The sequence below is a fragment of the Enterobacter cloacae complex sp. ECL72 genome, from assembly GCF_019056635.1.
Lineage (GTDB): Bacteria > Pseudomonadota > Gammaproteobacteria > Enterobacterales > Enterobacteriaceae > Enterobacter > Enterobacter hormaechei_C.
In genome coordinates this window covers 2,011,225-2,034,400 of the sequence record NZ_CP077659.1, presented here as the reverse complement: position 1 = coordinate 2,034,400, position 23,176 = coordinate 2,011,225, and the positions used below count along the sequence as shown (strand labels likewise).

The window sequence follows — 23,176 nt, the reverse complement described above, 5'->3', positions numbered from 1 at the left end:
AGCAATAATTAAGAATTGATAATCAACGATCTGCCCCAATTTACTGTATTCTGAAGTGACTTTTTTCAGGGTTCCAGGCAATGAAGGACGGCGATGAAGCGACTTAAAAACGAATTCAATTCTCTGGTGAACCGTGGCGTTGATCGCCATCTGCGTCTTGCCGTGACGGGGCTGAGCCGCAGCGGTAAGACAGCATTCATTACGGCGATGGTCAATCAGCTGTTGAACCTGCATGCAGGGGCGCGCCTGCCACTGCTTAGCGCAGTGCGCGAGGAGCGGTTGCTTGGGGTGAAACGCGTACCGCAACGTGATTTTGGCATACCCCGTTTCACCTATGATGAAGGTCTGGCGCAGTTATACGGGGAGCCTCCCGCCTGGCCCACCCCGACGCGTGGCGTGAGCGAAATCCGGCTTGCGCTTCGTTTCCGCTCGAATGAATCCCTGATGCGTCACTTCAAAGAAACGTCCACGCTCTATCTCGAAATTGTGGATTACCCGGGAGAATGGCTGCTCGATTTACCGATGCTGGCGCAGGATTACCTGAGCTGGTCCCGACAGATGACCGGTCTGTTGCAGGGGCAGCGGGCAGAGTGGTCGACCAAATGGCGCCAGCTTTGCGAAGGACTGGATCCGCTGGCACCGGCGGATGAAAACCGTCTGGCCGTCATAGCCGAAGCCTGGACGGATTACCTGCATCAGTGCAAGCAGGAGGGGTTGCATTTTATTCAGCCGGGCCGCTTTGTTCTGCCGGGTGATTTAGCCGGTGCTCCCGCGCTACAGTTTTTCCCGTGGCCGGACGTTGACAGCATCGGTGAATCGAAACTGGCGCAGGCGGACAAGACCACCAACGCCGGTATGCTCCGCGAGCGATACAATTATTACTGTGAGAAGGTGGTTAAGGGCTTTTATAAAAATCACTTTTTACGCTTTGACCGCCAGATCGTGCTGGTGGACTGCCTGCAACCGCTCAACAGCGGGCCGCAGGCGTTCAATGATATGCGGCTGGCGCTGACGCAGCTGATGCAAAGCTTTCATTATGGCCAGCGTACGCTGTTTCGCCGTTTGTTCTCGCCGGTCATCGACAAGCTGCTGTTTGCCGCCACAAAAGCTGACCATGTGACGGTCGATCAGCACGCCAACATGGTATCCCTGCTGCAACAGCTGGTGCAGGATGCCTGGCAGAATGCGGCCTTCGAAGGGATCAGCATGGACTGTCTGGGGCTGGCGTCCGTACAGGCAACGCAGAGTGGGTTGATTGACCTGAATGGCGAGAAAATTCCGGCCCTGCGGGGCAACCGTCTCAGCGACGGTGAGCCGCTCACGGTCTATCCGGGGGAAGTTCCGGCGCGTCTGCCGGGCCAGGCTTTCTGGCAAAGCCAGGGTTTTCAGTTCGAAGCCTTCCGTCCGCAGAGCATGAACGTTGACCAGCCATTGCCGCATATCCGTCTGGATGCCGCGCTGGAATTTTTAATTGGAGATAAATTGCGATGACGGAACCGTTAAAACCACGCATTGATTTTACCGGCCAGCTTGAGCAGTCCCCGCATGAGGCGTTTAAAACGGCGCAAACCTTCAGCGGCTCGCAGGCCGACAACTTTGCTCCCGTGCTGGCAGACGAGCCGTTGGTTGAAGAGGGGCAGGCGGAAGCGGTTGTTGATGCGGCACTGCGCCCGAAACGCAGCCTGTGGCGCAAGATGGTGACCGCCGGGTTAGCCCTTTTTGGTGTGAGCGTAATCGGCCAGGGCGTGCAGTGGGGCATCAATGCCTGGCAAACGCAGGACTGGGTGGCGCTGGGGGGATGCGCCGCCGGGGCGTTGATTGTTGGTGCGGGCGTTGGCTCGGTCGTCACCGAGTGGCGTCGCCTCTGGCGTTTGCGTCAGCGTGCCCACGAACGCGATGAGGCGCGGGATCTGCTGCACAGTCACGGCACAGGAAAAGGGCGTGCTTTTTGTGAAAAGCTTGGGGCTCAGGCCGGGATTGATCACTCTCACCCGGCGCTTCAGCGCTGGTATGCGGCGATCCACGAAACCCAGAATGACCAGGAAGTGGTCACGCTCTATGCCCACATTGTTCAGCCGGTGCTGGATGCGCAGGCTCGTCGTGAGATCAGCCGCTCGGCGGCGGAATCTACCCTGATGATCGCCGTCAGTCCGCTGGCGATGGTGGACATGGCCTTTATCGCCTGGCGCAACCTGCGCCTGATCAACCGCATCGCCAGACTGTATGGCATTGAGCTTGGCTATTACAGTCGGCTGCGCCTGTTCAAACTGGTATTGCTGAATATCGCCTTCGCCGGGGCAAGCGAACTGGTGCGGGAGGTCGGGATGGACTGGATGTCGCAGGATCTTGCGGCCCGTCTCTCTGCCCGGGCGGCGCAGGGGATTGGTGCCGGTCTGCTTACGGCACGCCTGGGCATCAAAGCGATGGAGGTTTGTCGTCCACTCCCCTGGATCGATGGCGATAAGCCGCGGCTGGGGGATTTCCGTCGCGAATTGATTGGCCAGCTTAAAGAGACGCTCAATAAAAAACCTGCTCAGTGAGGTTTTGTTTACTAATCGTGCGGGCTGTCAATATTTGTTGACAGCCACCTTCCCGAATACCGTTATCTGACATATCATTTTATTGTTATTGGCTTAAACGGTGAATTTCCCATGCGTCTGGAAGTCTTTTGTGAGGACCGTCTCGGTCTGACCCGCGAGTTACTCGATCTTCTTGTTTTACGTAGCATTGATTTACGTGGCATAGAGATCGACCCTGTCGGGCGAATTTACCTCAATTTTGCCGAAATTGAATTTAATACCTTCAGTAGCCTGATGGCGGAAATCCGCCGTATCGCTGGCGTTACGGATGTACGCACCATCCCCTGGATGCCGTCCGAGCGGGAACATCTTGCGCTGAGCGCGCTGCTGGAAGCAATGCCGGAGCCGTTTCTCTCTCTCGATCTGAAAAATAAAGTCGAGCGCGTTAACCAGGCCAGCTGCCAGCTGTTTGCGCAGACTCAGGAAAAACTTATCGGGCACCACGCCACGCAACTGATTACCGGTTTTAATTTCCAGCGCTGGCTGGACAGCAACCCGCAAAATACCCATAGCGAGCATGTCGTTATCAACGGACAGAATTTCCTGATGGAGATCACGCCGGTCTACCTGAAAGGGGAAAATGCCGCGCGGGTGCTCACCGGCGCGGTGATCATGCTGCGCTCCACGGTGCGCATGGGACGCCAGTTACAGAATCTTTCCAGCCAGGACGTCGGCGCATTCAGCCAGATTATTGCGGTGAGCCCGAAGATGCGTCATGTAATCGACCAGGCGCGCAAGCTGGCAAATCTTACGGCGCCGCTGCTGATTACCGGGGATACCGGTACGGGGAAAGATCTGCTGGCGCATGCTGTGCACATGGCCAGCCCGCGTGCGGCAAAACCGTATCTGGCGCTGAACTGCGCGTCTATTCCTGAAGATGCGGTGGAAAGTGAGCTGTTCGGGCATGCGCCGGAAGGCAAAAAAGGCTTCTTTGAACAGGCGAACGGCGGCTCGGTGCTGCTGGACGAGATTGGCGAAATGTCGCCACGCATGCAGGCGAAACTGCTTCGTTTTCTCAATGACGGCACGTTTCGCCGCGTGGGGGAAGATCATGAAGTACACGTGGATGTGCGCGTCATCTGCGCCACCCAGAAAAACCTGGTGGAGCTGGTGCAGAAAGGGGTATTCCGCGAAGATCTCTACTATCGTCTCAACGTTCTGACGCTCAATATTCCGCCGCTGCGCGATTGCCCGCAGGACATCATGCCGTTGACAGAACTGTTCGTGGCCCGTTTTGCCGACGAGCAGGGCGTGCCGCGTCCGAAGCTCTCTGCCGACCTGGGCACCGTGCTGACGCGTTACGGCTGGCCGGGCAATATTCGTCAGCTTAAAAATGCGGTCTATCGCGCATTAACTCAGCTTGAAGGGTATGAACTGCGCCCTCAGGATATTCTTTTGCCGGATTACGATGCCGGGACGGTCTCGGTAGGCGAAGAGGTAATGGAAGGCTCGCTGGATGACATCACCAGCCGTTTCGAGCGTTCGGTGTTAACGCAGCTTTATCGCAGCTATCCGAGCACGCGCAAGCTGGCTAAACGTCTTGGGGTGTCACATACCGCGATTGCGAATAAGCTGCGCGAGTATGGGTTAAATCAGAAGAAGGGTGACGAATAAATAAAAAAGCCTCTTTGCAGAGGCTTTTTTACGTTTAGGCTTTAAGCGCCTCAAGTGCAGCGGTGTAATCCGGTTCGGTAGTGATTTCGTTAACCAGCTCACTGAAAACAACGTTGTCGTTTTCGTCGATCACCAGTACCGCACGAGCAGCCAGACCTTTCAGCGCGCCTTCGGAAATGGCAACACCGTATTTTTCCAGGAAATCCGGGCTGCGCAGAGTGGAAAGGGTGATGACGTTGCTCAGGCCTTCAGCGCCGCAGAAGCGGGACTGGGCAAACGGCAGGTCAGCAGAAATGCACAGCACTACGGTGTTGTCCATTTCGGTCGCCAGCTGGTTGAATTTACGCACTGATGCAGCGCAAACGCCAGTATCGATGCTTGGGAAAATGTTCAGGACTTTACGTTTGCCAGCAAACTGGCTCAGCGTGACGTCAGACAGATCTTTAGCCACCAGAGTAAAAGGCTGTGCTTTGCTGCCAGACTGTGGGATGGAACCTGCAACAGCAACCGGGTTGCCCTGGAAATGAACGAGTTGTGACATAGATATCTTCCTGTTTACAAATAGTTAACGTCGTGGCTAGTGTATGTCATCCGCAGTTAGCACGGCAAACCAATTTTCTGCCTTTCCGGCCTGCAAGGAGTCAGTGATGAGAAGCGTTAAGGTCTATGAAGAAGCCTGGCCATTGCACACCCCGTTTGTGATCTCGCGCGGCAGCCGTAATGAGGCCTGTGTGGTCGTGGTTGAATGTGAAGAGGACGGCGTAAAAGGCGTCGGGGAATGTACCCCTTATCCTCGCTACGGAGAAAGCCTGGCGTCAGTCATGGCGCAAATTATGACGGTGGTGCCCGAGTTGCAGGCGGGTCTGACGCGCGAGGCTCTTCAGCTTCGGTTGCCGGCCGGCGCGGCACGCAACGCGATTGACTGCGCACTCTGGAGTCTGGAAGCGGCGAAACAACAAAAACCGCTGCCTGCGCTGCTGGACGTTACGCTGCCGCAATCGATCGTCACCGCGCAAACGGTGGTCATCGGTGAACCAGAGCAAATGGCCGCCAGCGCTCAGGCGTTGTATGCCACCGGTGCAACATTATTAAAGGTGAAGCTCGACGATCGTCTGATTAGCGAACGCATGGTCGCCATTCGTGCGGCGGTGCCTGATGCCACTCTTATCGTCGATGCGAACGAATCATGGCATAGTGAAGGGCTGGCAGCTCGTTGTCAGCTGCTTGCCGATCTGGGCGTTGCCATGCTGGAGCAACCCCTCCCGGCAGAAGACGATGCCGCCCTGGCGAATTTTATTCATCCGCTTCCCGTCTGTGCAGATGAAAGCTGTCATACCCGTGAGAGCCTGTCAGCTCTCGAGGGACGCTACGAAATGGTGAACATTAAGCTGGATAAAACAGGTGGATTAACCGAAGCCCTGGCACTGGCACAAGATGCGCAGGCGCAAGGCTTTGCTCTGATGCTGGGCTGCATGTTGTGCACGTCCAGAGCGATCGGCGCTGCGCTCCCGCTGGTGAACAGCGTGCGTTTTGCCGATCTTGACGGCCCAACCTGGCTGGCGGTTGACGTATCACCCGCCCTGAATTTTACCTCCGGTGTACTTCATCTTTGAGGCTGCCAGCGCAGGAGCTCTGTCATCGCCCGCAGGTATTTTTCGCTCGCTTCATCCGAGGAGATGGGCGGAAACTCTGCGGTGATACAGTGAAGGCTAAGGTCCGCGCACCAGCTGCCAAACGACCCGGGTGTTTCATAGCCAACGCTGCTCACCAGAGGCAGAGCAAACGCATCCGCCAGCCACTGCCCGAGCGCCGTATGACGAGGATCTTCAATACAGGCGAGGGGATCGTGGAAAGAGACAACCCAGGCCGGGTGGATCTTATGAATAAGCTGGCACAGCGCCTGAGTCTCCGGTTCGGAACCGGGTTTGTCTCCCGTGAGCAGGACCACATCTCGCTCCTGCGCCGAACTGTTCCAGCGATACACCGTTTCACCGGCGCGCCAGTTTGCCGCCGGGAAGTTCCTGTTCAGGTCAACGCCGCGTGCATTCGCCCGTAATCCAAGCTGACAACCGTCCGGGTTGACGGTCAAAATCACATGATGACGTCGTAAATCGGGGGTCAGCGTACGTAGCGCGCACGAGAGCGTCACGACAGACGAGTTTTCATCGCCATGCGTGCCTGCAATGATTAAGCCGCTATTGCGATCGGCCTCGGGGGCCGGAAACCAGATCAGAGGCGCGCCTAAAAATGAGCGTCCATAATGTTCAGTACCGGGCGGGAAGGCGCCGCGTTCCGTTCTTGGTCGGGTAGTTGCCATAGTAAACCCTGATGATAAAGTCACTTCTGGCAGTGTTGTGCAAAAGCCGCGCTTAATCAAATAGTTTCCGTGTGTGTGGAAAATTGCTTGACATCAACTTTCCGGAGGAAGCATTTGCATTTCTCCGTTTCGAAACAAATAATTACGCATCTGTCTGTTACCTGACATCATTAAGGGGATCGTATGAAGCATCCTGTTTCGCTTCTTTGTACTGCGCTGTGGCTGTGCGGGCTTTCTTCACTTTCATATGCTGCGGAGGTTCCCGAAGGAACGGTTCTGGCGCAAAAGCAGGAGCTGGTTCGACATATTAAAGATGAGCCCGCTTCGCTCGATCCGGCAAAAGCGGTGGGGTTGCCCGAGATACAGGTGATCCGCGACCTCTATGAAGGGCTGGTAAATCAGAACGAAAAAGGGGAGTTAGTTCCCGGCGTGGCGACGCGCTGGCAGAGCAATGACAACCGCGTCTGGACGTTCACGTTGCGGGATAACGCTAAGTGGTCTGACGGAACCCCGGTGACGGCACAAGATTTTGTCTATAGCTGGCGTCGTCTGGTTGATCCTAAAACAACGTCACCTTTCGCCTGGTTTGCGGCGCTGGCGGGCATTAACAATGCCCAGGCCATTATCGACGGCAAAGCTGCTCCGGATACCCTCGGCGTGACGGCGGTGGATGCTAAAACGTTGCGCGTGCAGCTGGACAAACCGCTGCCCTGGTTCAGCAATCTGACGGCTAATTTCGCGTTTTATCCTGTTCAAAAGGCCAATGTGGAAAGCGGTAAGGAATGGACGCGCCCTGGCGCGCTCATTGGCAACGGTGCGTATGTGCTGAAAGATCGCGTGGTGAATGAAAAACTGGTGGTTGAGCCGAATTCTCATTACTGGGATAACGCCAGGACCGTGCTTAAAAAAGTCACCTTTGTGCCAATCAATCAGGAGTCCTCAGCGACCAAACGCTATCTGGCGGGCGATATCGATATTACAGAATCGTTTCCGAAAAACATGTACCAGAAGCTGCTTAAAGATATTCCGGGTCAGGTATATACACCCCCACAGCTTGGGACCTATTACTACGCGTTTAACACGCAAAAAGGCCCAACCGCGGATGCCCGCGTACGTCTCGCGCTCAGCATGACTATCGACAGACGTATTATGGCGGAAAAAGTCCTGGGGACCGGTGAGAAACCGGCCTGGCATTTTACTCCCGATGTCACTGCGGGTTTTACGCCGGAAGCCTCGCCATTTGAGCAGATGACGCAGCAGGAGCTGAATGCGCAGGCGAAAACGTTGTTGCAGGCGGCAGGCTATGGCCCTCAGCGGCCGCTAAAATTAACGCTGCTGTACAACACGTCTGAAAACCATCAGAAAATTGCGATTGCCGTCGCATCCATGTGGAAGAAAAATCTGGGTGTTGACGTTAAGTTGCAGAATCAGGAGTGGAAAACCTACATCGACAGCCGCAATACCGGGAATTTTGACGTCATCCGTGCATCGTGGGTAGGGGACTACAATGAGCCGTCAACATTCCTGTCGCTGCTGACATCCTCCCATAGCGGGAATATCTCACGATTCAACGATCCTGCTTACGATAAGATTATTCATCAGGCGACGCTCGAAACTACTGAAAAAGCGCGTAATGCCGACTACAACATGGCCGAGAAGATCCTCACCGAGAAAGCACCGATTGCCCCTATTTATCAATACACCAATGGCCGTCTCATCAAGCCCTGGGTTAAAGGTTATCCGATAAATAACCCAGAGGATGTTGCATACAGCCGAACAATGTATATTGAAAATCATTAAAAAAGAGGTCAGGGCGCTACGTGATTATGGTAAACACCCTTTAACCGCATAAGCGCCCGCTCTAAGGGTTGATAGTTTTACAGCATGGTTATTACCGAATATCCCCTTCATATCAGCCCATCACTCATTGTCATGATGAATATCTTCAGAGAGATTCTTCCTCCCGTTTATCGAAAAACGCGTAGTCATTTATTCGCCATTCCTGTAGCAGTGTAGTCATTACTGTTTTTAAGATTAAATTTGTCCGATACAGGATTTTTTCATATTCAGGCCATTTATTGAATTAAAACCTTATTTCTCTGCACTGTTACGGGACGCGTTAATAAATGCATTGATGTAAATCAATTATTCAACCTCATGGAACAATAAGTTCAATATTTCCAATCAAAGCAGTCATTTCTGCCAAATTAATGTGAATAAATAGTTAATTTTTACTGTGTATCATGTATCTATGGCATTTATGAGTACAATGATTTAGTGGAATATTCTTAAGAAAAGTCTAATGGTAGATCTTTGATCTGGGAAGTTGATTTTAAATGGGCTTTTGCTCTAATATGGTTTTGTAAAGAAACGTCACTCACTTAACATTTATTTCTTTTAAAGAAAGGGACTGCTATGGCCGATTCATTCCAGAATGAGGTGCCCAAGGCACGCATAAACTTAAAGCTGGCTCTGCATACAGGTGGCGCGCAGAAGAAAATCGAACTGCCGCTTAAACTCCTCACCGTCGGTGATTTCAGTAATGGAAAAGAGAATCGCCCATTATCGGAAAGGGAGAAAATTAACGTCAATAAAAATAACTTCAACAGCGTACTTTCGGAATTTAACCCGGAAGTGAATCTGACGGTTCCTAACACAATGGCCGGGGATGGTTCGGAAGAAAGCATAAAACTGAATTTCTCCGATATTAAGGATTTCGAACCTGAACAGGTTGCCCGCCAGATCCCCCAGCTCCGCGCCATGCTGGCCATGCGTAATTTATTACGCGACCTCAAATCCAATCTCCTTGATAACGCCACTTTCAGAAAAGAACTCGAGAAAATTCTTAAAGACCCGGCGCTGTCTCAGGAATTACGCGACGAAATGAGTGCACTGGCCCCGAAATAAGCGGCATGTGTAATTTAATGGATTAACCGGGAATATGCTGATGTCTGTGAATACTGAAACCGCCTCCGCGCAGGGGCAGACCACCGTACTGGAAAAAGAGGGCGTTTACGCCTCCCTGTTTGAAAAAATCAACCTGACCCCGGCCTCCAGCCTGGGGGATATCAATGCGTTTCTGGATGACGCCGCGCTTTCTGACGCTCCGGCGGGTGAACGCCTGACGGCGGCGATGCAGGTGTTTATGGACTGCATCCGCAAATCCGGTCAGCCGGTGGAGAAGCTCGACAAAACGCTGATTGACCACCATATCGCTGAGCTGGATTTCCAGATCAGCCGTCAGCTGGATGCCGTAATGCATCACCAGGAGTTCCAGAAGGTGGAGTCCCTGTGGCGCGGCCTGAAGCAGCTGGTGGACAGCAACGACTACCGCCAGAACGTGAAAACCGAAATTCTGGATGTGTCGAAAGAAGATCTGCGTCAGGACTTTGAAGACGCGCCGGAACTTATCCAGAGCGGCCTCTACTGGCACACCTATACCGCCGAATACGACACCCCGGGCGGCGAGCCGATTGGCTCCGTGATTTCATCCTATGAATTTGACGCCAGCCCGCAGGATGTGGCGCTGCTGCGCAACATCTCTAAAGTGTCAGCTGCCGCACATATGCCGTTTATTGGCTCTGTCGGTCCGAAATTCTTCCTGAAAGATTCGATGGAAGAGGTCGCTGCAATTAAGGATATCGGCAACCGGCGCTGTACGACACCGCAGATGCCACGGCCAACAGCCGCATCAACGCACGTCTGCCGTACATCTTCCTGCTGTCGCGTATTGCGCACTACCTGAAGCTCATCCAGCGCGAGAACATCGGCACCACCAAGGACCGCCGCCTGCTGGAACTGGAGCTGAATACCTGGGTGCGTAGTCTGGTGACGGAAATGACCGATCCGGGCGATGAGTTGCAGGCTTCTCATCCGCTGCGTGACGCGAAGGTGGTGGTGGAAGATATCGAAGACAAGCTACGGCGACCGTCTGGTGCAGCAGGCGCTGACGCTGTGGCCTGAAGAGGCCAAACCCCTGGCGCAACAGTGGCACAAGCAGATTAGCGTTGCCGGACTTGCAGAGTCAGAGCTGAATGGCTGGCATCAGGGAATGACGCAGTTACAGCAGTTGACGAACAGGCTAAACGCGCTGGATGAACAGAAGGGGAAGTACATGACGGTCAGCGAACTGAAATCAGCCGTGTTTGCCATGTCGCAGTCCTTCAGCCATACCGTTCCGCTTGAGGAGCAGCTTCGTCTGCTTTCCATTTTACCTGCCGGGCAACCCGTGTCAGCAGCGCAGCTAAACCAGGCCGAACAGCATCTTCAGCAGTTGATTGCCAGCTATGCCTTGCTGAAGCACCAAAAAGAATAATGAGACTGGCGAAAAACACGGAGTTGACATGTCAGCAAGAGAGCGTTTTTTTAAGAAAGTGCAACAGAATATCGGGGACAAACCAATCTATGTTAATACGGCTGAGGCCGAAGTCAGGGCGTTTTGTGAGAGGATGGAGGATCTTGCGCAGCAAATCATCACATGGTTTGAAGGTTCTGGTATTGAAATATTTTTATCTAAAAAACATATCACCGATTTAAGTACGGTTGGCTACAGCCTCAGTAGCGGTATATGTCGTTATGCCATTGCGACGATCATTTTGCAAAATGGGGATCGCAGCGTCACCATTATGCCAGAACAGGTGATCAGGGGGCCGGAGAAGGGGTGTGTGACGATGAGTATTAATGTCCCCGATAGTCTGTCGGGGGCGAGGATATTCCATTTAAGCATGGCGCCTGAAACAGGCTGGTATATTCGTCGCGGGCATCAAAGTCCAAAAGAGAATATCCTCATGACAGAGGACCGTTTTTTCCAGACTATCGACTGTCTGGCCTGAACGTAACTCACCCTAACGGAAGGAGCGCGCATTAACTACGTTAACTTATTAAGTGCCACTAAACAACGGCGACCTACAGTACCCCTCCTTAAATATATAATTACCATTTTTCAAGGGGTATCAGTAACCCAACGACAAGCCAGATATTTAGCGTAAAACATGCTTTTTGTCCGCCTTAAGTAAAACTGCGCAAATCAAACTGCAAAACAACAAACCAGCGACGAACGTGAGGACAAATTCGTATGGCAATGCTATAACCCTTAATGCCAACCAAAATATAATGTCCCAGGAAAACGTATGCTACGAAATATTAGTGTCAGAACGTTCATTGTCTATTTCCTTTTATGTGTATTTTTGGTAAGTGATGGAGTTATAGCGCTATTTTCACGGAATTCTTCGCTTTTTATTGCAGTCATAATTGTACAATTCATCGCCTTATTTTTGCTTTGGGCGTACATGACAAAATATCTTGTGACGCCGATCAATACGGTGAAAAAAAGTATTGAAGAAGTGACGTCAGGCAAACTTGGCGTGTCGATACCTGAATTTGGCAACAACTGTGCGGGACGACTGATCCCGGGGATTAACAGTCTCTCCAGCAACATTGCAACGCTGGTCCGTGAGATCCGCGCCTCCTCGCAAACCGCGATGACCCTGTCAGATCAACTCTCTTCACGCAGCGCGCAGCTTTCCGTCAAAACAGAACAGCAGTCAGCTTCGCTGGTGCAAACGGCAGCAAGCATGGAAGAGATGGCTGCAAGTACAAAAAATAATGCCGACAATACCCGTTTAGCCAGCGAGCAGGCGAATATCGCGACGTTACAGGCGCGTAAAGGCGGAGAATTAATGGGGCAGGTCGCGAACAATATGCAGTCGATTACCGACTGCGCCCAGCAAATGACAGAGATTATCTCGCTGATTGACGGTATCGCTTTTCAGACCAATATTCTGGCGCTTAACGCCGCCGTTGAAGCGGCAAGAGCGGGCGACCATGGTAAAGGGTTTTCTGTGGTCGCGGGTGAGGTGAGAAGCCTGGCGCATCGTAGCGCCGAAGCGGCAAAAAATATTAAGTCACTGATTGAAGTTACCAGCCATAACGTGACGCAGGGCGTTAACGTGGTCTCTGAAGCCGAAAAAAACATGCATGACATTGTTACCGGTTCGGGCAATGTCAGCAGACTGATGGATGAAATATCCGCCTCAACATCAGAACAGGAAAAAGGTATTTCACAAATTACGCAGGCATTGTCAGAGCTTGAACGCGTAACGCAGAGCAACGTGTCAATGGTTGAAGAACTCAATGGATCGTCAGATGTGCTGCGCAATCAGGTGATTGAGCTTCAGACACGAACACGTAATTTCCGTCTGGAAAATGAGTTCCAGACTGATAATGCATTAAAAAGCCGCGAATGGGCGGTGAATTCCTGAACGTATTCAGGACGATGCCTCACATAATTATTGCTTAACCCTCGGCGAAAGCTAGACTGACACCGAAAGAGATAAAACGGTGGAGGCGCTGTGGAGAGCATTAAAGGGTCTGAGGTTAACGTACCTGACGCAGTTTTTGCATGGGTGTTTGATGGACAAGGCGGCGCAAGGCCGCTTGAAGATCAGGATCACATCGACAGCGAACATCCATGCTGGCTGCACCTCAACTACACGCACCCGGACAGCGCCGAGTGGCTCGCGTCCACGCCGCTATTGCCCAACAACGTTCGGGATGCGCTGGCGGGAGAAAGTCTCAGACCCCGCGTCAGCCGGATGGGTGAGGGGACGCTAATTACGCTGCGTTGTATAAACGGCAGTACGGATGAGCGTCCGGATCAGTTGGTGGCAATGCGTGTTTATATGGATGAACGGCTGATTGTTTCCACCCGCCAGAGAAAAGTGCTGGCGCTGGATGACGTCATTAACGATCTGAAAGAGGGCACCGGACCTACGGATTGCGGCAGCTGGCTGGTGGATGTGTGTGATGCGCTGACCGATCATGCCAGCGAGTTTATAGAAGAACTTCACGATAAAATCATCGATCTGGAAGATAACCTGCTCGATCAGCAAATCCCCCCACGTGGTTTTCTGGCGCTGCTGCGTAAGCAGCTCATCGTGATGCGCCGCTATATGACCCCTCAGCGCGACGTTTATGCGCGGCTGGCCAGCGAACGCATGAGCTGGATGAACGACGATCAACGCCGCAGAATGCAGGATATCGCTGACCGGCTCGGACGTGGACTGGACGAGATTGACTCATGTATTGCCAGAACGGCAGTCATGGCGGATGAGATAGCCCAGGTGATGCAGGAGTCGTTAGCCAGGAGAACGTACACCATGTCGCTGATGGCGATGGTCTTTTTACCGAGTACCTTCCTGACGGGGTTGTTTGGCGTAAACCTCGGAGGAATCCCCGGCGGTGAATATCACTATGGCTTCACCACGTTTTGCGTCATGTTAGTGGTTTTGATTGGGGGTGTTGCATGGTGGTTGCATCGTAGTAAATGGCTGTAAATTTACGCTTTTCTGTGGCAGAGTCGGCTTCAAAACGACATTTTAATTGAGCGAAATCAATAAACTCCGACCATGTTAGGTGCAATATTACTCCCGCAGGTGAATGCAACGTCAAGCGATGGGCGTTGCGCTCCATATTGTCTTACTTCCTTTTTTTGAATTACTGCATAGCACAATTGATTCGTACGACGCCGACTTCATAGTCGGCTTTTTTTTGCCTCCTGTTTATCTGCGTCTACCCTTTAGGAGTAAGCACCCTAATCTGGAGGAAAAGATGAGTATGCTACTTGCCCTGCAACGCCTTAACACCTGGCAGTCCGATCCGGTGCCCATCGATCCGACGCCGATACCCGATCCTGTCCCACGTCCGCAGCCGATGCCGGATCCGCCGCCCGATGAAGAACCGATTAAATTGTCGCATCGTTAGCGCAGATCTGCGAGGATACGCGCCATCTGACTGCAATCATTACCACGAGAGTATATTGTGACCGCTTTTTCCACGCTGAACGTTCTGCCTGAAGCCCAACTGACTAACCTGAATGAGTTGGGCTATCTCACTATGACCCCTGTCCAGGCCGCCGCGTTGCCGGCTATCCTTGAAGGCCGTGACGTGCGCGTGCAGGCGAAAACCGGCAGTGGAAAAACGGCTGCATTTGGGCTAGGCCTGTTACAACACATTGATGCAACCCTGTTTCAGACCCAGTCCCTGATACTCTGCCCGACGCGCGAGCTGGCCGACCAGGTCGCGGGTGAGCTGCGTCGTCTGGCGCGTTTTTTGCCTAACACTAAAATTTTAACGATCTGCGGCGGGCAACCGTTCGGTGCGCAGCGCGATTCCCTTCAGCACGCGCCGCATATCATTGTGGCAACGCCGGGCCGTCTGCTCGATCACCTGCAAAAAGGCACCGTTTCACTCGATGCACTGCAAACGCTGGTGATGGATGAAGCTGACCGCATGCTGGATATGGGCTTCAGCGATGCGATTGACGAAGTGATCCGCTTTGCCCCAGCCACACGCCAGACGCTGCTCTTTTCTGCCACCTGGCCAGAGGCGATAGCGGCGATCAGCGGGCGCGTGCAGAAGAACCCGCTGACCATTGAAATCGATACTGTCGATGCGTTACCGGCGATTGAGCAGCAGTTCTTCGAGACATCGCAGCACGGCAAAATTCCACTGCTACAAAAATTGCTGAGCCAACACCAGCCAGCGTCCTGCGTGGTGTTCTGTAATACCAAAAAAGATTGTCAGGCGGTGTGCGATGCTCTGAATGATGCCGGACAGAGCGCATTATCGCTGCATGGCGATCTGGAACAGCGCGAGCGCGATCAGACGCTGGTGCGTTTCGCTAACGGCAGCGCTCGCGTGCTGGTTGCAACGGATGTGGCGGCCCGTGGCCTGGATATTAAATCGCTTGAGCTGGTGGTGAATTTCGAACTGGCATGGGATCCGGAAGTGCATGTCCACCGCATCGGGCGTACCGCGCGCGCAGGTAACAGTGGTCTCGCCATCAGCTTCTGCGCACCTGAAGAGGCGCAGCGCGCCAATATTCTTGCGGAAATGCTGCAACTAAAACTCAACTGGGTGAATGCCCCAGGTAATATCAGCATCGCTCCGCTGGCGGCGGAGATGGCCACCCTGTGCATCGACGGCGGTAAAAAGGCCAAAATGCGTCCCGGTGACGTTCTGGGGGCGTTAACTGGGGATATCGGTCTCGACGGGGCAGATATTGGCAAGATCACGGTCCATCCTGCGCATGTCTACGTAGCGGTTCGCCAGTCGGTTGCACATAAGGCCTGGAAACAGTTGCAGGGCGGGAAGATTAAAGGGAAGACCTGCCGCGTTCGACTGCTGAAATAAGCTTAAAACGCGTCTCAGAAATGATATCTGAGACGCTGCCAGGTTACTTGACTTCTACCACGTTCAGGCGCAGTTCATCGAATTGCGCATCCTCTTCCTCTGGCTGCCAGCCAGCAGGCTGCATCGGGATCTCTTCGCGGTCAAACGCCAGATCCCCGCCATTCACCACCTCTGAACCGTGGTTAATCCCTTTGAAATCGAACAGTTCAACGTCGGCGAGGTGCGAAGGCACCACGTTCTGCATGGCGCTGAACATGGTTTCGATGCGGCCCGGATAGCGTTTATCCCAGTCACGCAGCATGTCGCCAATGACCTGACGTTGCAGGTTCGGCTGTGAGCCGCACAGATTGCACGGAATGATAGGGAAGGCTTTGGCCTGGGAGAAACGCTCAATGTCTTTCTCGCGGCAGTAGGCGAGTGGGCGGATCACGATGTGTTTGCCGTCGTCGCTCATCAGCTTCGGTGGCATTCCCTTCATTTTGCCGCCATAGAACATATTCAGAAACAGCGTTTGCAGAATGTCGTCCCGGTGATGACCAAGCGCAATCTTGGTGGCGCCCAGTTCGGTTGCGGTGCGGTACAGAATGCCGCGACGCAAACGTGAGCAGAGCGAGCAGGTCGTTTTGCCCTCTGGGATCTTCTCTTTAACAATGCCGTAGGTATTCTCTTCTACGATTTTGTACTCAACGCCCAGGTTCTCAAGGTACTCCGGCAGGATATGCTCCGGGAAGCCCGGCTGTTTCTGATCGAGGTTAACCGCGACCAGGGAAAAGTTCACCGGTGCGCTTTGCTGTAGATTGCGCAGGATCTCCAGCATGGTGTAGCTGTCTTTACCGCCCGACAGGCAGACCATGATGCGATCGCCTTCTTCAATCATGTTGAAGTCTGCAATGGCTTCGCCCACGTTACGGCGCAGTCGCTTTTGCAGTTTATTCAGGTTGTACTGTTCTTTCTTGTTAATTTCTTGATTTTGTTGCATCTATTCGTTACTCAGATCTCAAATGGGGCACAGGGTGAGGAAAACGATTTCAAAGCGTCAGCTTCGTGTTCATCTCTTCTATCCATGTAGCATAGATTTCATACACCATCTGCGCATTTACGTGCCCCATCTGGTTAGCGATAAAAGACGGGTTTGCGGCTACCGGTAAAAACCAGCATGCGAAAGTGTGTCGTGTATGGTACGGATTGCAGCGCCGAATGCCAGCACGATTTACAAATGAGCTCCACAGGAGAAGTTTGGTTAAGACTGAAGGGTTGTCTACACTTACAGCTTACGCAGTAAAAACGGAGGTGAAAATGACTGACCGTCCCGTTAATGGTGACCATCCTGATTATAATCCCAGCCCGGATAACCCGGACAAGGATGGAAAAAAACCGAAAGATGATCCTGGCTCAGCGCCTGAATCAGGCGATAAAGATCCAGAGTAATGACCTGCCGCCTTTTCGAAGGCGGTTTTAACACCCATTCGGCCTCTCTATGCGCACCGCTATTCATGTTGTCCTCTTCAACGTTGTCTGATAACCGCTCAGAACCCCTACTGTTTTGCCTGGCGAACAGCTGAGATAAAGCACGGATCTCATTCCCGCGTACCAGCGCGTTTTACATTTCTCCTGCTACGCTTTTGAGGGGGACAAGGGAGCGCTTCTATGAAAAATAAAGACGAGCAGACAGGATTAGTTGGGCTGGCGATTGGTGCCGCCGTTATCGGGCTGGTTTCATCCCAGAAGATCATCAACCGTGAAAGTATTGTCGCTGAGCTGGTAAGGCTCGGCAGGCAGAAGGGGGATGGTGTCGAAGATGAGGTCTTTTTAAAAGCGGCTGAGTTAGTGAGAAAAGGAGTATAACGATGGCTGACATTCGTCATGCACAGTGTCATTGTGGGGCGGTGAAATTTACGGTTGAGCTGTCGGACGGCCTGAATACCGCTCGTCGATGTAGCTGCTCGTTTTGCAGGATGCGTGGGGCGGTCGTGGTTTCCGCACCTTTGACGGGCATTAAGGTGACGCAGGGCGCGGACACGCTCACAGAGTACCGTTTCAACACCGGCACGGCGCGCCATTTCTTCTGTTCGATTTGCGGTATTTACACGTTCCATCAACGACGTTCCAATCCCAATGAATATGGTGTGAATGTCGCCTGTCTGGAAAATGTCACGCCATTCGACTTCCCGGAAGTGGCGGTAATGGATGGAGTAAATCACCCTATGGATGGCGACAGCGGGGTAATTGGTTATCTCTCTTTTCGCAAAGAACAGGCGAAACAGCGATAAAAATTAGCCCGCAGATCGCTGCGGGCTAACGGGATTAGAACTGGTAAACCAGACCTAACGCTACAATGTCATCCGTACCGATGCCATTGTTTTTGTAGAACGAATCATCTTCATCCAGCAGGTTGATTTTATAATCAACATAGGTGGACATGTTTTTGTTGAAATAGTAGGTAGCACCGACGTCAGCGTATTTCACCAGATCTTTATCGTCCTGGCCATTGCCCAGGTCTTTACCTTTGGACTGTAAATAGGAAATAGCCGGACGCAGACCGAAATCGAACTGATATTGTGCGGTGACTTCGAAGTTCTGGGTTTTGTTTGCAATACCGCCGCCATCTTGGCTATCGGTTGAACCATAAGGGGTCATATTGCGGGTTTCGGAATACATTGCCGCCAGGTAAATATTGTTAGCGTCATATTTCAGGCCAGCAGTCCATGCATCCGCCTTATCGCCACCTGCATACTGAGATGCTGCGCCAGTGCCAGCACTAACCTGATCGTTGGTACGGTCAGATGACGTATATGCCGCGCCTGCGCTGAAGCCCATGCCAAAGTCATAGGTGGTGGAGATACCGAAGCCATCACCGTTTTGATTACGAATGTTGTTATCTGAACGGTTATTAGTGCCTTCCTGAGAGCAGCCATACTCGTCACAGTTGCTGCCTTCATTATTACCCTGATACTGCACCGCAAAGTTCAGACCCTGCACCAGACCAAAGAAGTCGGTGTTACGGTAGGTCGCCACGCCGTTTGCACGACCGGTCATAAAGTTATCGGCATAAGTATAAGAGTCGCCACCAAATTCTGGCAGCATATCGGTCCAGCCTTCAACGTCGTACAGGACGCCATAGTTACGGCCGTAATCGAAGGAGCCGTAATCGCCCACCTTCACACCCGCGAAGGCCAGACGCGTCCAGGACTGATTGTCAGACCCTTCGGTGTTGTTTGCCTGAATGTTGTATTCCCATTGTGCGAAGCCGGTCATCATGTCGTTGATTTGGGTTTCACCTTTGAAGCCCAGTCGCATATAGGTTTGATCGCCATCTTTAGACGCGTCGTCAGAGAAATAATGCAGACCATCTACTTTGCCATACAGATCCAGTTTATTGCCGTCTTTATTATAAATTTCAGCTGCGTGAGCGGCGCCAGCCATTAACAAAGCGGGGATCATCAGTGCCAGTACTTTTCTTTGCATTTTGATTATTCCTTTGCAGTTATTTTTTATTACTTCGTGAACTTTCCGGGCTGGAAAGCTGTCCCATGCTAAATCACTCTGACGGCGGATGAATAAAATATAATTGTTACGGGTTAAGTAAAATCTAAACTAAATGATGCGGTAGAAATAACGATTGATGCCATGAATGAATTATTATAATTAATACAAAATAAAAATTATTAATTACGTGGAAAACAAGGTAACCTCCACGCCGTTATATGCCTTTAAGATTTTTTCATCCATAATTCACGTGAATATTGTTCAGAACATTGAGGCAATTTTCACCGATCTTCTGGATTCGCCCGGTGCACGTGCATCGGGCTTTTTTTGGCAAAAAAATGCCCGGACAAGCCGGGCATAAAGTTATTCACTGGTCGATTTTTCGGCTTTCCCCGCCAGTTGCGCCAGGAAGTCATAACGCTTCTGTAGATCCGCTGCCGCATCCTTCCATAGCTGCTCTGCCACTTCTGGCTGTTGAGCGTTCAGCCTGCGGAAACGCTGCTCCTGAAGTAAGGTTTCGGCAAGGGCGTCTGACGGCGGACGCGAATCCAGCGCCAGCGGCAATTTCCCTTCATCGGCACGGCGCGGGTCAAAGCGGTACAGTGGCCAGAAGCCGGTTGCGGTGAGCTGACGCATCTGGTCGTGGCTGAGCGCCAGATCGTAGCCATGCTCCTCACACGGACTGTAGGCGATAATCAGCGACGGCCCTGGATACGCTTCCGCTTCCTGAATGGCTTTCACCGTCTGGTTGAGCTGCGCCCCCAGCGAAATCTGCGCGACGTAGACGTGTCCATACATCATCATGCTGACGCCCAAATCTTTACGCGCCTTGCGCTTGCCGTGCTCACCAAATTTCGTGACCGCCCCCAATGGCGTTGCTTTCGAGGCCTGTCCGCCGGTGTTGGAATAGCACTGAGTATCAAGCACCAGAATATTGACGTTTTCGGTCAGGCTCAGGACATGATCAAGACCGCCGAAACCAATATCGTAGGCCCACCCGTCGCCGCCGATCAGCCAGATAGATTTTTCAACCAGCGCGTCAGCATCAGTCAGGAGTTGTTCAGCCCCTTCAACACCCTGAAGCGCGTTGCGCAGTTCAGCAACCTGCGCGCGACGAACGTCAGGTGTGGCCTTCGCATGCAGGGCATCATTCAGTTCTGTCGGGATCTTATCGGCAAACTGTGCCAGCAGACGCATTACGCGGGCGCGGTGCTGATCGACCGTCAGACGGAATCCCAGACCAAATTCTGCGTTGTCCTCGAAAAGCGAGTTTGCCCACGCCGGGCCGCGACCGTTCGCGTCGGTGGTGTATGGCGTAGACGGCAGGTTACCCCCATAGATTGACGAGCAGCCCGTCGCGTTGGCAATCAGCATTCGGTCACCGTAAAGCTGAGTGAGCAGTTTGATATACGGTGTTTCGCCGCAGCCGGAGCACGCCCCGGAGTACTCGAAGAGCGGGGTGATGAGCTGCGAGGTACGAATGTCAATGCGTTCCAGCTTGTTGCGATCGATTTCGGGCAGGTCGAGGAAGAAATCATAATTCACTTTCTCTTCTTCAACATGTTCAAGACGCGACATCATATTGATGGCTTTGATTGACGGGTCCTGACGATCTTTCGCCGGGCACACCTCGACGCACAGGTTACAGCCGGTACAGTCTTCCGGCGCCACCTGTAGGACATATTTCTGACCACGCATATCGCGGGATTTTACATCCAGCGCGTGCAGACTTTCCGGTGCGCCATCTAACGCTTCTGGCGACACCACTTTGGCGCGAATGGCCGAGTGCGGGCAGGCCGCCACGCAGTGGTTGCACTGGGTGCACAGCTCTTCTTTCCAGATAGGAATCGCTTCGGCAATGTTGCGTTTTTCCCAGCGGGTCGTGCCCATCGGCCAGGTGCCGTCAGGCGGAAGCGCAGAGACGGGAAGGGTGTCGCCCAGTCCGGCAAGCATCGCCGCCGTGACGGTTTTGACGAAATCCGGGGCGGCGTCAGACACCACTGGCGGCCGGTTCGGACTGCTGGCATTGACCGGCTGCAACGGCACCGCGAACAGCGATTCGCGGGCCAGCGCCAGCGCCTGCCAGTTGCGCTCAACCAGTTCCTGACCTTTGCTGCTGTAGCTTTTGGCGATTGCACCCTGAAGCTCCATCAGCGCGCTGTCGCCCGGCAGAATATTGGTCAGGTGGAAGAACGCCATCTGCATAACCGTATTGATGCGCGCCGCCAGGCCGCATTCGCGGGCGATCTTCGCGGCGTTAATGACATACAGGCGCGCCTGTTTCTGGTTAAGCACCGCCTGCACTTCCTGGGGCAGGCGTGCCCAGACCTCGTCGGCGCTGTAAGGGGTGTTGATCAGGAAAATACCGCCGGGCTTCAGGCGCTCGGCCATCTGATATTTATCAATGAACTGGAGCTGGTGACAGCCAACAAAATCCGCCTGAGAAATCAGGTATGCCGAGCGGATCGGGTGTTCGCTGACGCGCAGATGGGAGACGGTCAGTCCGCCCGCTTTTTTGGAGTCGTAGACGAAATATCCTTGCGCATACCACGGCGTAGAGTTGCCGATAATTTTGATGTTGTTCTTGGTCGCCGAGACGCTGCCGTCGCTACCCAGACCGTAGAACAGCGCTTCCAGTTTCGCAATCGAGGGCAGGGTGTTTTCCGGCAAGGGCAGAGAAAGGTTAGTCACGTCATCATAAATGCCGACCGTAAAGCGCGGCTTCGGTTTTGCCTCGCGGAGTTCAGCAAATACCGCCAGGACGCACTCCGGTCCGAACTCTTTGGAAGACAATCCATAACGCCCGCCAATGACGCGCGGCAGCGTTTTGCGCTCACCGCGGTTAAACGCCTCAGCCAGAGCGGTCATCACATCCAGATAAAGTGGCTCAGCCTGTGCGCCAGGCTCTTTGGTGCGGTCCAGTACCGCCACTGCACGCGCGCTGTCCGGCAGGGCTGCGAGCAGGTGTTTCGCTGAGAAGGGACGGTAGAGGCGAACTTTGAGCACGCCAACTTTTTCACCACGCGTCAATAGCTCATCAACCACCTCTTCACAGGTGCCGATGGCAGAGCCCATCAGGACGATCACGCGCTCGGCCTGCGGATGACCGTAATATTCAAACGGCTTATATGCGCGGCCCGTCGCAGCGGCAAAATCGTCCATCGCCTGTTCAACGTGCTCATAGACCGCGTTGTACCACGGGTTTGTCGCCTCGCGGGACTGGAAATAGGTATCCGGGTTCGCAGAGGTACCCCGGATCACCGGATGTTCCGGATTGAGGGCGCGAGCGCGATGCGCATCGATGTCAGCCTGCGGCAGCAGATTCAGAAGGGTGTCGTCCGGCAGCGGAACGATTTTATTGATCTCGTGGGACGTGCGAAAACCATCGAAGAAATGAATAAATGGCACTCGGCTTTTCAGCGTGGCGATATGCGAAATCAGTGCGAAGTCCTGCGCTTCCTGCACGCTGCTGGCGCAGAGCATAGCGCAGCCGGTCTGACGCACGGCCATCACGTCTGAGTGGTCGCCAAAAATAGAGAGCGCGTGAGTGGCTACGGTGCGTGCGGCAACGTGCAACACAAACGGCGTTAATTGCCCTGCCAGCTTGTAAAGCGTGGGGATCATCAACAGCAGCCCCTGAGACGACGTGAACGAGGTCGACAGGGCACCGGTCTGCAACGCACCATGCACGGTGGCAATGGCACCGGCTTCGGACTGCATCTCTACAACCCGCGGGACATCGCCCCAGACGTTTTTTATCCCATTACCAGCCCAGGCGTCAGCCTGTTCAGCCATCGTGGAGCTGGGAGTGATGGGGTAGATGGCGATCACTTCGCTGGTACGAAACGCAACAGACGCGACTGCACCATTGCCGTCAATAGTTTGCATAGGACAACACCCTTACATTGCGCAAAAAGAGGGGCCTGAAAAACGACGACAGACCCTGAATATTATCTGTGTATTTTAGCAAAGCTCAGGTTTTACGATT

At 53.2% G+C, this 23,176-nt stretch carries 19 protein-coding genes and 3 pseudogenes; 16 read left to right on the top strand and 6 right to left on the bottom strand.

All coding sequences use genetic code 11. From position 1 onward, the window contains the following. The first annotated feature begins 93 nt into the window (after window positions 1–93). The 3 genes from KTH07_RS09945 to tyrR all read left to right on the top strand — a co-directional run bounded on the left by KTH07_RS09945 (window position 94) and on the right by tyrR (window position 4,193). Window positions 94–1,491 (top strand): YcjX family protein, encoded by a 1,398-nt coding sequence (locus tag KTH07_RS09945; RefSeq protein WP_017382231.1) that lies wholly within the window; start codon window positions 94–96, stop codon window positions 1,489–1,491. Beyond that, on the top strand, window positions 1,488–2,540 hold the full coding sequence (locus KTH07_RS09940; RefSeq protein ID WP_032619604.1) for a YcjF family protein: 1,053 nt from the start codon (window positions 1,488–1,490) through the stop codon (window positions 2,538–2,540). Before KTH07_RS09945 ends, KTH07_RS09940 begins: the two co-directional genes overlap by 4 nt. A 111-nt stretch (window positions 2,541–2,651) precedes the next feature. Beyond that, a complete protein-coding gene (gene tyrR / locus KTH07_RS09935; protein ID WP_075606772.1) occupies window positions 2,652–4,193 on the top strand; it encodes a transcriptional regulator TyrR in 1,542 nt (513 codons plus the stop codon). Window positions 4,194–4,227: 34 nt separating this feature from the next. Here the strand turns inward: tyrR and tpx are convergent, their stop codons facing one another. Further along, on the bottom strand, window positions 4,228–4,734 hold the full coding sequence (gene tpx, locus KTH07_RS09930) for a thiol peroxidase (RefSeq protein WP_003856889.1): 507 nt from the start codon (window positions 4,732–4,734) through the stop codon (window positions 4,228–4,230). 106 nt (window positions 4,735–4,840) lie between these two features. On the opposite strand from tpx, the gene ycjG reads away from it, so the two are divergent. Next, complete coding sequence (gene ycjG, locus KTH07_RS09925) at window positions 4,841–5,806, top strand: L-Ala-D/L-Glu epimerase (protein ID WP_032619607.1); 966 nt, start codon at window positions 4,841–4,843, stop codon at window positions 5,804–5,806. Here ycjG and mpaA read toward each other — a convergent pair. Next, window positions 5,797–6,510, bottom strand: a complete 714-nt coding sequence (gene mpaA, locus KTH07_RS09920) for a murein tripeptide amidase MpaA (protein ID WP_032619609.1) — start codon at window positions 6,508–6,510, stop codon at window positions 5,797–5,799. The genes ycjG and mpaA overlap by 10 nt on opposite strands. 183 nt (window positions 6,511–6,693) lie before the next feature. On the opposite strand from mpaA, the gene KTH07_RS09915 reads away from it, so the two are divergent. The 9 genes and pseudogenes from KTH07_RS09915 to dbpA all read left to right on the top strand — a co-directional run bounded on the left by KTH07_RS09915 (window position 6,694) and on the right by dbpA (window position 15,702). Beyond that, window positions 6,694–8,310 carry an ABC transporter substrate-binding protein gene (locus tag KTH07_RS09915; RefSeq protein ID WP_032619612.1) on the top strand — a complete coding sequence of 539 codons (1,617 nt, stop codon included), beginning with the start codon at window positions 6,694–6,696 and terminating at the stop codon, window positions 8,308–8,310. Window positions 8,311–8,925: 615 nt separating this feature from the next. Further along, a complete protein-coding gene (tssB, locus tag KTH07_RS09910; protein ID WP_003856899.1) occupies window positions 8,926–9,417 on the top strand; it encodes a type VI secretion system contractile sheath small subunit in 492 nt (163 codons plus the stop codon). A 34-nt stretch (window positions 9,418–9,451) separates the two neighbouring features. Continuing rightward, a pseudogene (locus KTH07_RS09905) lies at window positions 9,452–10,425 on the top strand (type VI secretion system contractile sheath domain-containing protein); the annotation flags it as partial. A gap of 1 nt (window position 10,426) precedes the next feature. Further along, window positions 10,427–10,825, top strand: a pseudogene (locus tag KTH07_RS09900) (VasL domain-containing protein); the annotation flags it as partial. 28 nt (window positions 10,826–10,853) lie between these two features. Beyond that, complete coding sequence (locus tag KTH07_RS09895) at window positions 10,854–11,342, top strand: hypothetical protein (RefSeq protein WP_023303810.1); 489 nt, start codon at window positions 10,854–10,856, stop codon at window positions 11,340–11,342. A 297-nt stretch (window positions 11,343–11,639) separates the two neighbouring features. Beyond that, the gene (locus KTH07_RS09890) at window positions 11,640–12,770 is read left to right on the top strand and encodes a methyl-accepting chemotaxis protein (protein WP_023303809.1); all 1,131 of its coding nucleotides are present in this window, start codon (window positions 11,640–11,642) and stop codon (window positions 12,768–12,770) included. A 90-nt stretch (window positions 12,771–12,860) separates the two neighbouring features. After that, window positions 12,861–13,844: a zinc transporter ZntB gene (gene zntB, locus KTH07_RS09885; protein WP_017382256.1), complete on the top strand. Its 984-nt coding sequence runs from the start codon at window positions 12,861–12,863 to the stop codon at window positions 13,842–13,844. Window positions 13,845–14,124: 280 nt separating this feature from the next. Beyond that, window positions 14,125–14,271: a hypothetical protein gene (locus tag KTH07_RS09880; protein WP_369700085.1), complete on the top strand. Its 147-nt coding sequence runs from the start codon at window positions 14,125–14,127 to the stop codon at window positions 14,269–14,271. Between the two features lie 57 nt (window positions 14,272–14,328). Continuing rightward, window positions 14,329–15,702, top strand: coding sequence for an ATP-dependent RNA helicase DbpA (gene dbpA, locus KTH07_RS09875; RefSeq protein ID WP_023303807.1), 1,374 nt, complete (start codon window positions 14,329–14,331; stop codon window positions 15,700–15,702). A gap of 43 nt (window positions 15,703–15,745) precedes the next feature. Here the strand turns inward: dbpA and ttcA are convergent, their stop codons facing one another. Together ttcA and KTH07_RS09865 are read right to left on the bottom strand one after the other, a co-directional pair. Beyond that, window positions 15,746–16,681 (bottom strand): tRNA 2-thiocytidine(32) synthetase TtcA, encoded by a 936-nt coding sequence (gene ttcA / locus KTH07_RS09870; RefSeq protein ID WP_001186974.1) that lies wholly within the window; start codon window positions 16,679–16,681, stop codon window positions 15,746–15,748. Window positions 16,682–16,730: 49 nt separating this feature from the next. Further along, a pseudogene (locus KTH07_RS09865) lies at window positions 16,731–16,928 on the bottom strand (tyrosine-type recombinase/integrase); the annotation flags it as partial. Between the two features lie 70 nt (window positions 16,929–16,998). Between KTH07_RS09865 and KTH07_RS23530 the strand changes: the two are divergent. From KTH07_RS23530 to KTH07_RS09855, 3 genes are all read left to right on the top strand, one after another. After that, the gene (locus KTH07_RS23530) at window positions 16,999–17,130 is read left to right on the top strand and encodes a hypothetical protein (protein ID WP_017693355.1); all 132 of its coding nucleotides are present in this window, start codon (window positions 16,999–17,001) and stop codon (window positions 17,128–17,130) included. A 219-nt stretch (window positions 17,131–17,349) separates the two neighbouring features. Further along, the gene (locus KTH07_RS09860) at window positions 17,350–17,547 is read left to right on the top strand and encodes a hypothetical protein (protein ID WP_000790642.1); all 198 of its coding nucleotides are present in this window, start codon (window positions 17,350–17,352) and stop codon (window positions 17,545–17,547) included. Between the two features lie 2 nt (window positions 17,548–17,549). Further along, the gene (locus tag KTH07_RS09855) at window positions 17,550–17,972 is read left to right on the top strand and encodes a GFA family protein (RefSeq protein WP_017382259.1); all 423 of its coding nucleotides are present in this window, start codon (window positions 17,550–17,552) and stop codon (window positions 17,970–17,972) included. A 34-nt stretch (window positions 17,973–18,006) separates the two neighbouring features. On the opposite strand, the gene ompC is transcribed toward KTH07_RS09855, so the two are convergent. Continuing rightward, window positions 18,007–19,167, bottom strand: a complete 1,161-nt coding sequence (gene ompC, locus KTH07_RS09850) for a porin OmpC (protein ID WP_023303805.1) — start codon at window positions 19,165–19,167, stop codon at window positions 18,007–18,009. Window positions 19,168–19,551: 384 nt separating this feature from the next. Continuing rightward, the gene (gene nifJ / locus KTH07_RS09845; RefSeq protein ID WP_023303804.1) at window positions 19,552–23,076 is read right to left on the bottom strand and encodes a pyruvate:ferredoxin (flavodoxin) oxidoreductase; all 3,525 of its coding nucleotides are present in this window, start codon (window positions 23,074–23,076) and stop codon (window positions 19,552–19,554) included. Between the last annotated feature and the right edge of the window lie 100 nt (window positions 23,077–23,176).

Excerpts from the sequence above, each read along its gene's own strand:
- KTH07_RS09945 (WP_017382231.1), top strand. The coding sequence starts at position 94 with ATGAAGCGACTTAAAAACGAATTCAATTCTCTGGTGAACCGTGGCGTT.
- KTH07_RS09940 (WP_032619604.1), top strand. The coding sequence starts at position 1,488 with ATGACGGAACCGTTAAAACCACGCATTGATTTTACCGGCCAGCTTGAG.
- tyrR (WP_075606772.1), top strand. The coding sequence starts at position 2,652 with ATGCGTCTGGAAGTCTTTTGTGAGGACCGTCTCGGTCTGACCCGCGAG.
- tpx (WP_003856889.1), bottom strand. The coding sequence starts at position 4,734 with ATGTCACAACTCGTTCATTTCCAGGGCAACCCGGTTGCTGTTGCAGGT.
- ycjG (WP_032619607.1), top strand. The coding sequence starts at position 4,841 with ATGAGAAGCGTTAAGGTCTATGAAGAAGCCTGGCCATTGCACACCCCG.
- mpaA (WP_032619609.1), bottom strand. The coding sequence starts at position 6,510 with ATGGCAACTACCCGACCAAGAACGGAACGCGGCGCCTTCCCGCCCGGT.
- KTH07_RS09915 (WP_032619612.1), top strand. The coding sequence starts at position 6,694 with ATGAAGCATCCTGTTTCGCTTCTTTGTACTGCGCTGTGGCTGTGCGGG.
- tssB (WP_003856899.1), top strand. The coding sequence starts at position 8,926 with ATGGCCGATTCATTCCAGAATGAGGTGCCCAAGGCACGCATAAACTTA.
- KTH07_RS09895 (WP_023303810.1), top strand. The coding sequence starts at position 10,854 with ATGTCAGCAAGAGAGCGTTTTTTTAAGAAAGTGCAACAGAATATCGGG.
- KTH07_RS09890 (WP_023303809.1), top strand. The coding sequence starts at position 11,640 with ATGCTACGAAATATTAGTGTCAGAACGTTCATTGTCTATTTCCTTTTA.
- KTH07_RS09880 (WP_369700085.1), top strand. The coding sequence starts at position 14,125 with ATGCTACTTGCCCTGCAACGCCTTAACACCTGGCAGTCCGATCCGGTG.
- ttcA (WP_001186974.1), bottom strand. The coding sequence starts at position 16,681 with ATGCAACAAAATCAAGAAATTAACAAGAAAGAACAGTACAACCTGAAT.
- KTH07_RS23530 (WP_017693355.1), top strand. The coding sequence starts at position 16,999 with ATGACTGACCGTCCCGTTAATGGTGACCATCCTGATTATAATCCCAGC.
- KTH07_RS09860 (WP_000790642.1), top strand. The coding sequence starts at position 17,350 with ATGAAAAATAAAGACGAGCAGACAGGATTAGTTGGGCTGGCGATTGGT.
- KTH07_RS09855 (WP_017382259.1), top strand. The coding sequence starts at position 17,550 with ATGGCTGACATTCGTCATGCACAGTGTCATTGTGGGGCGGTGAAATTT.
- ompC (WP_023303805.1), bottom strand. The coding sequence starts at position 19,167 with ATGCAAAGAAAAGTACTGGCACTGATGATCCCCGCTTTGTTAATGGCT.
- nifJ (WP_023303804.1), bottom strand. The coding sequence starts at position 23,076 with ATGCAAACTATTGACGGCAATGGTGCAGTCGCGTCTGTTGCGTTTCGT.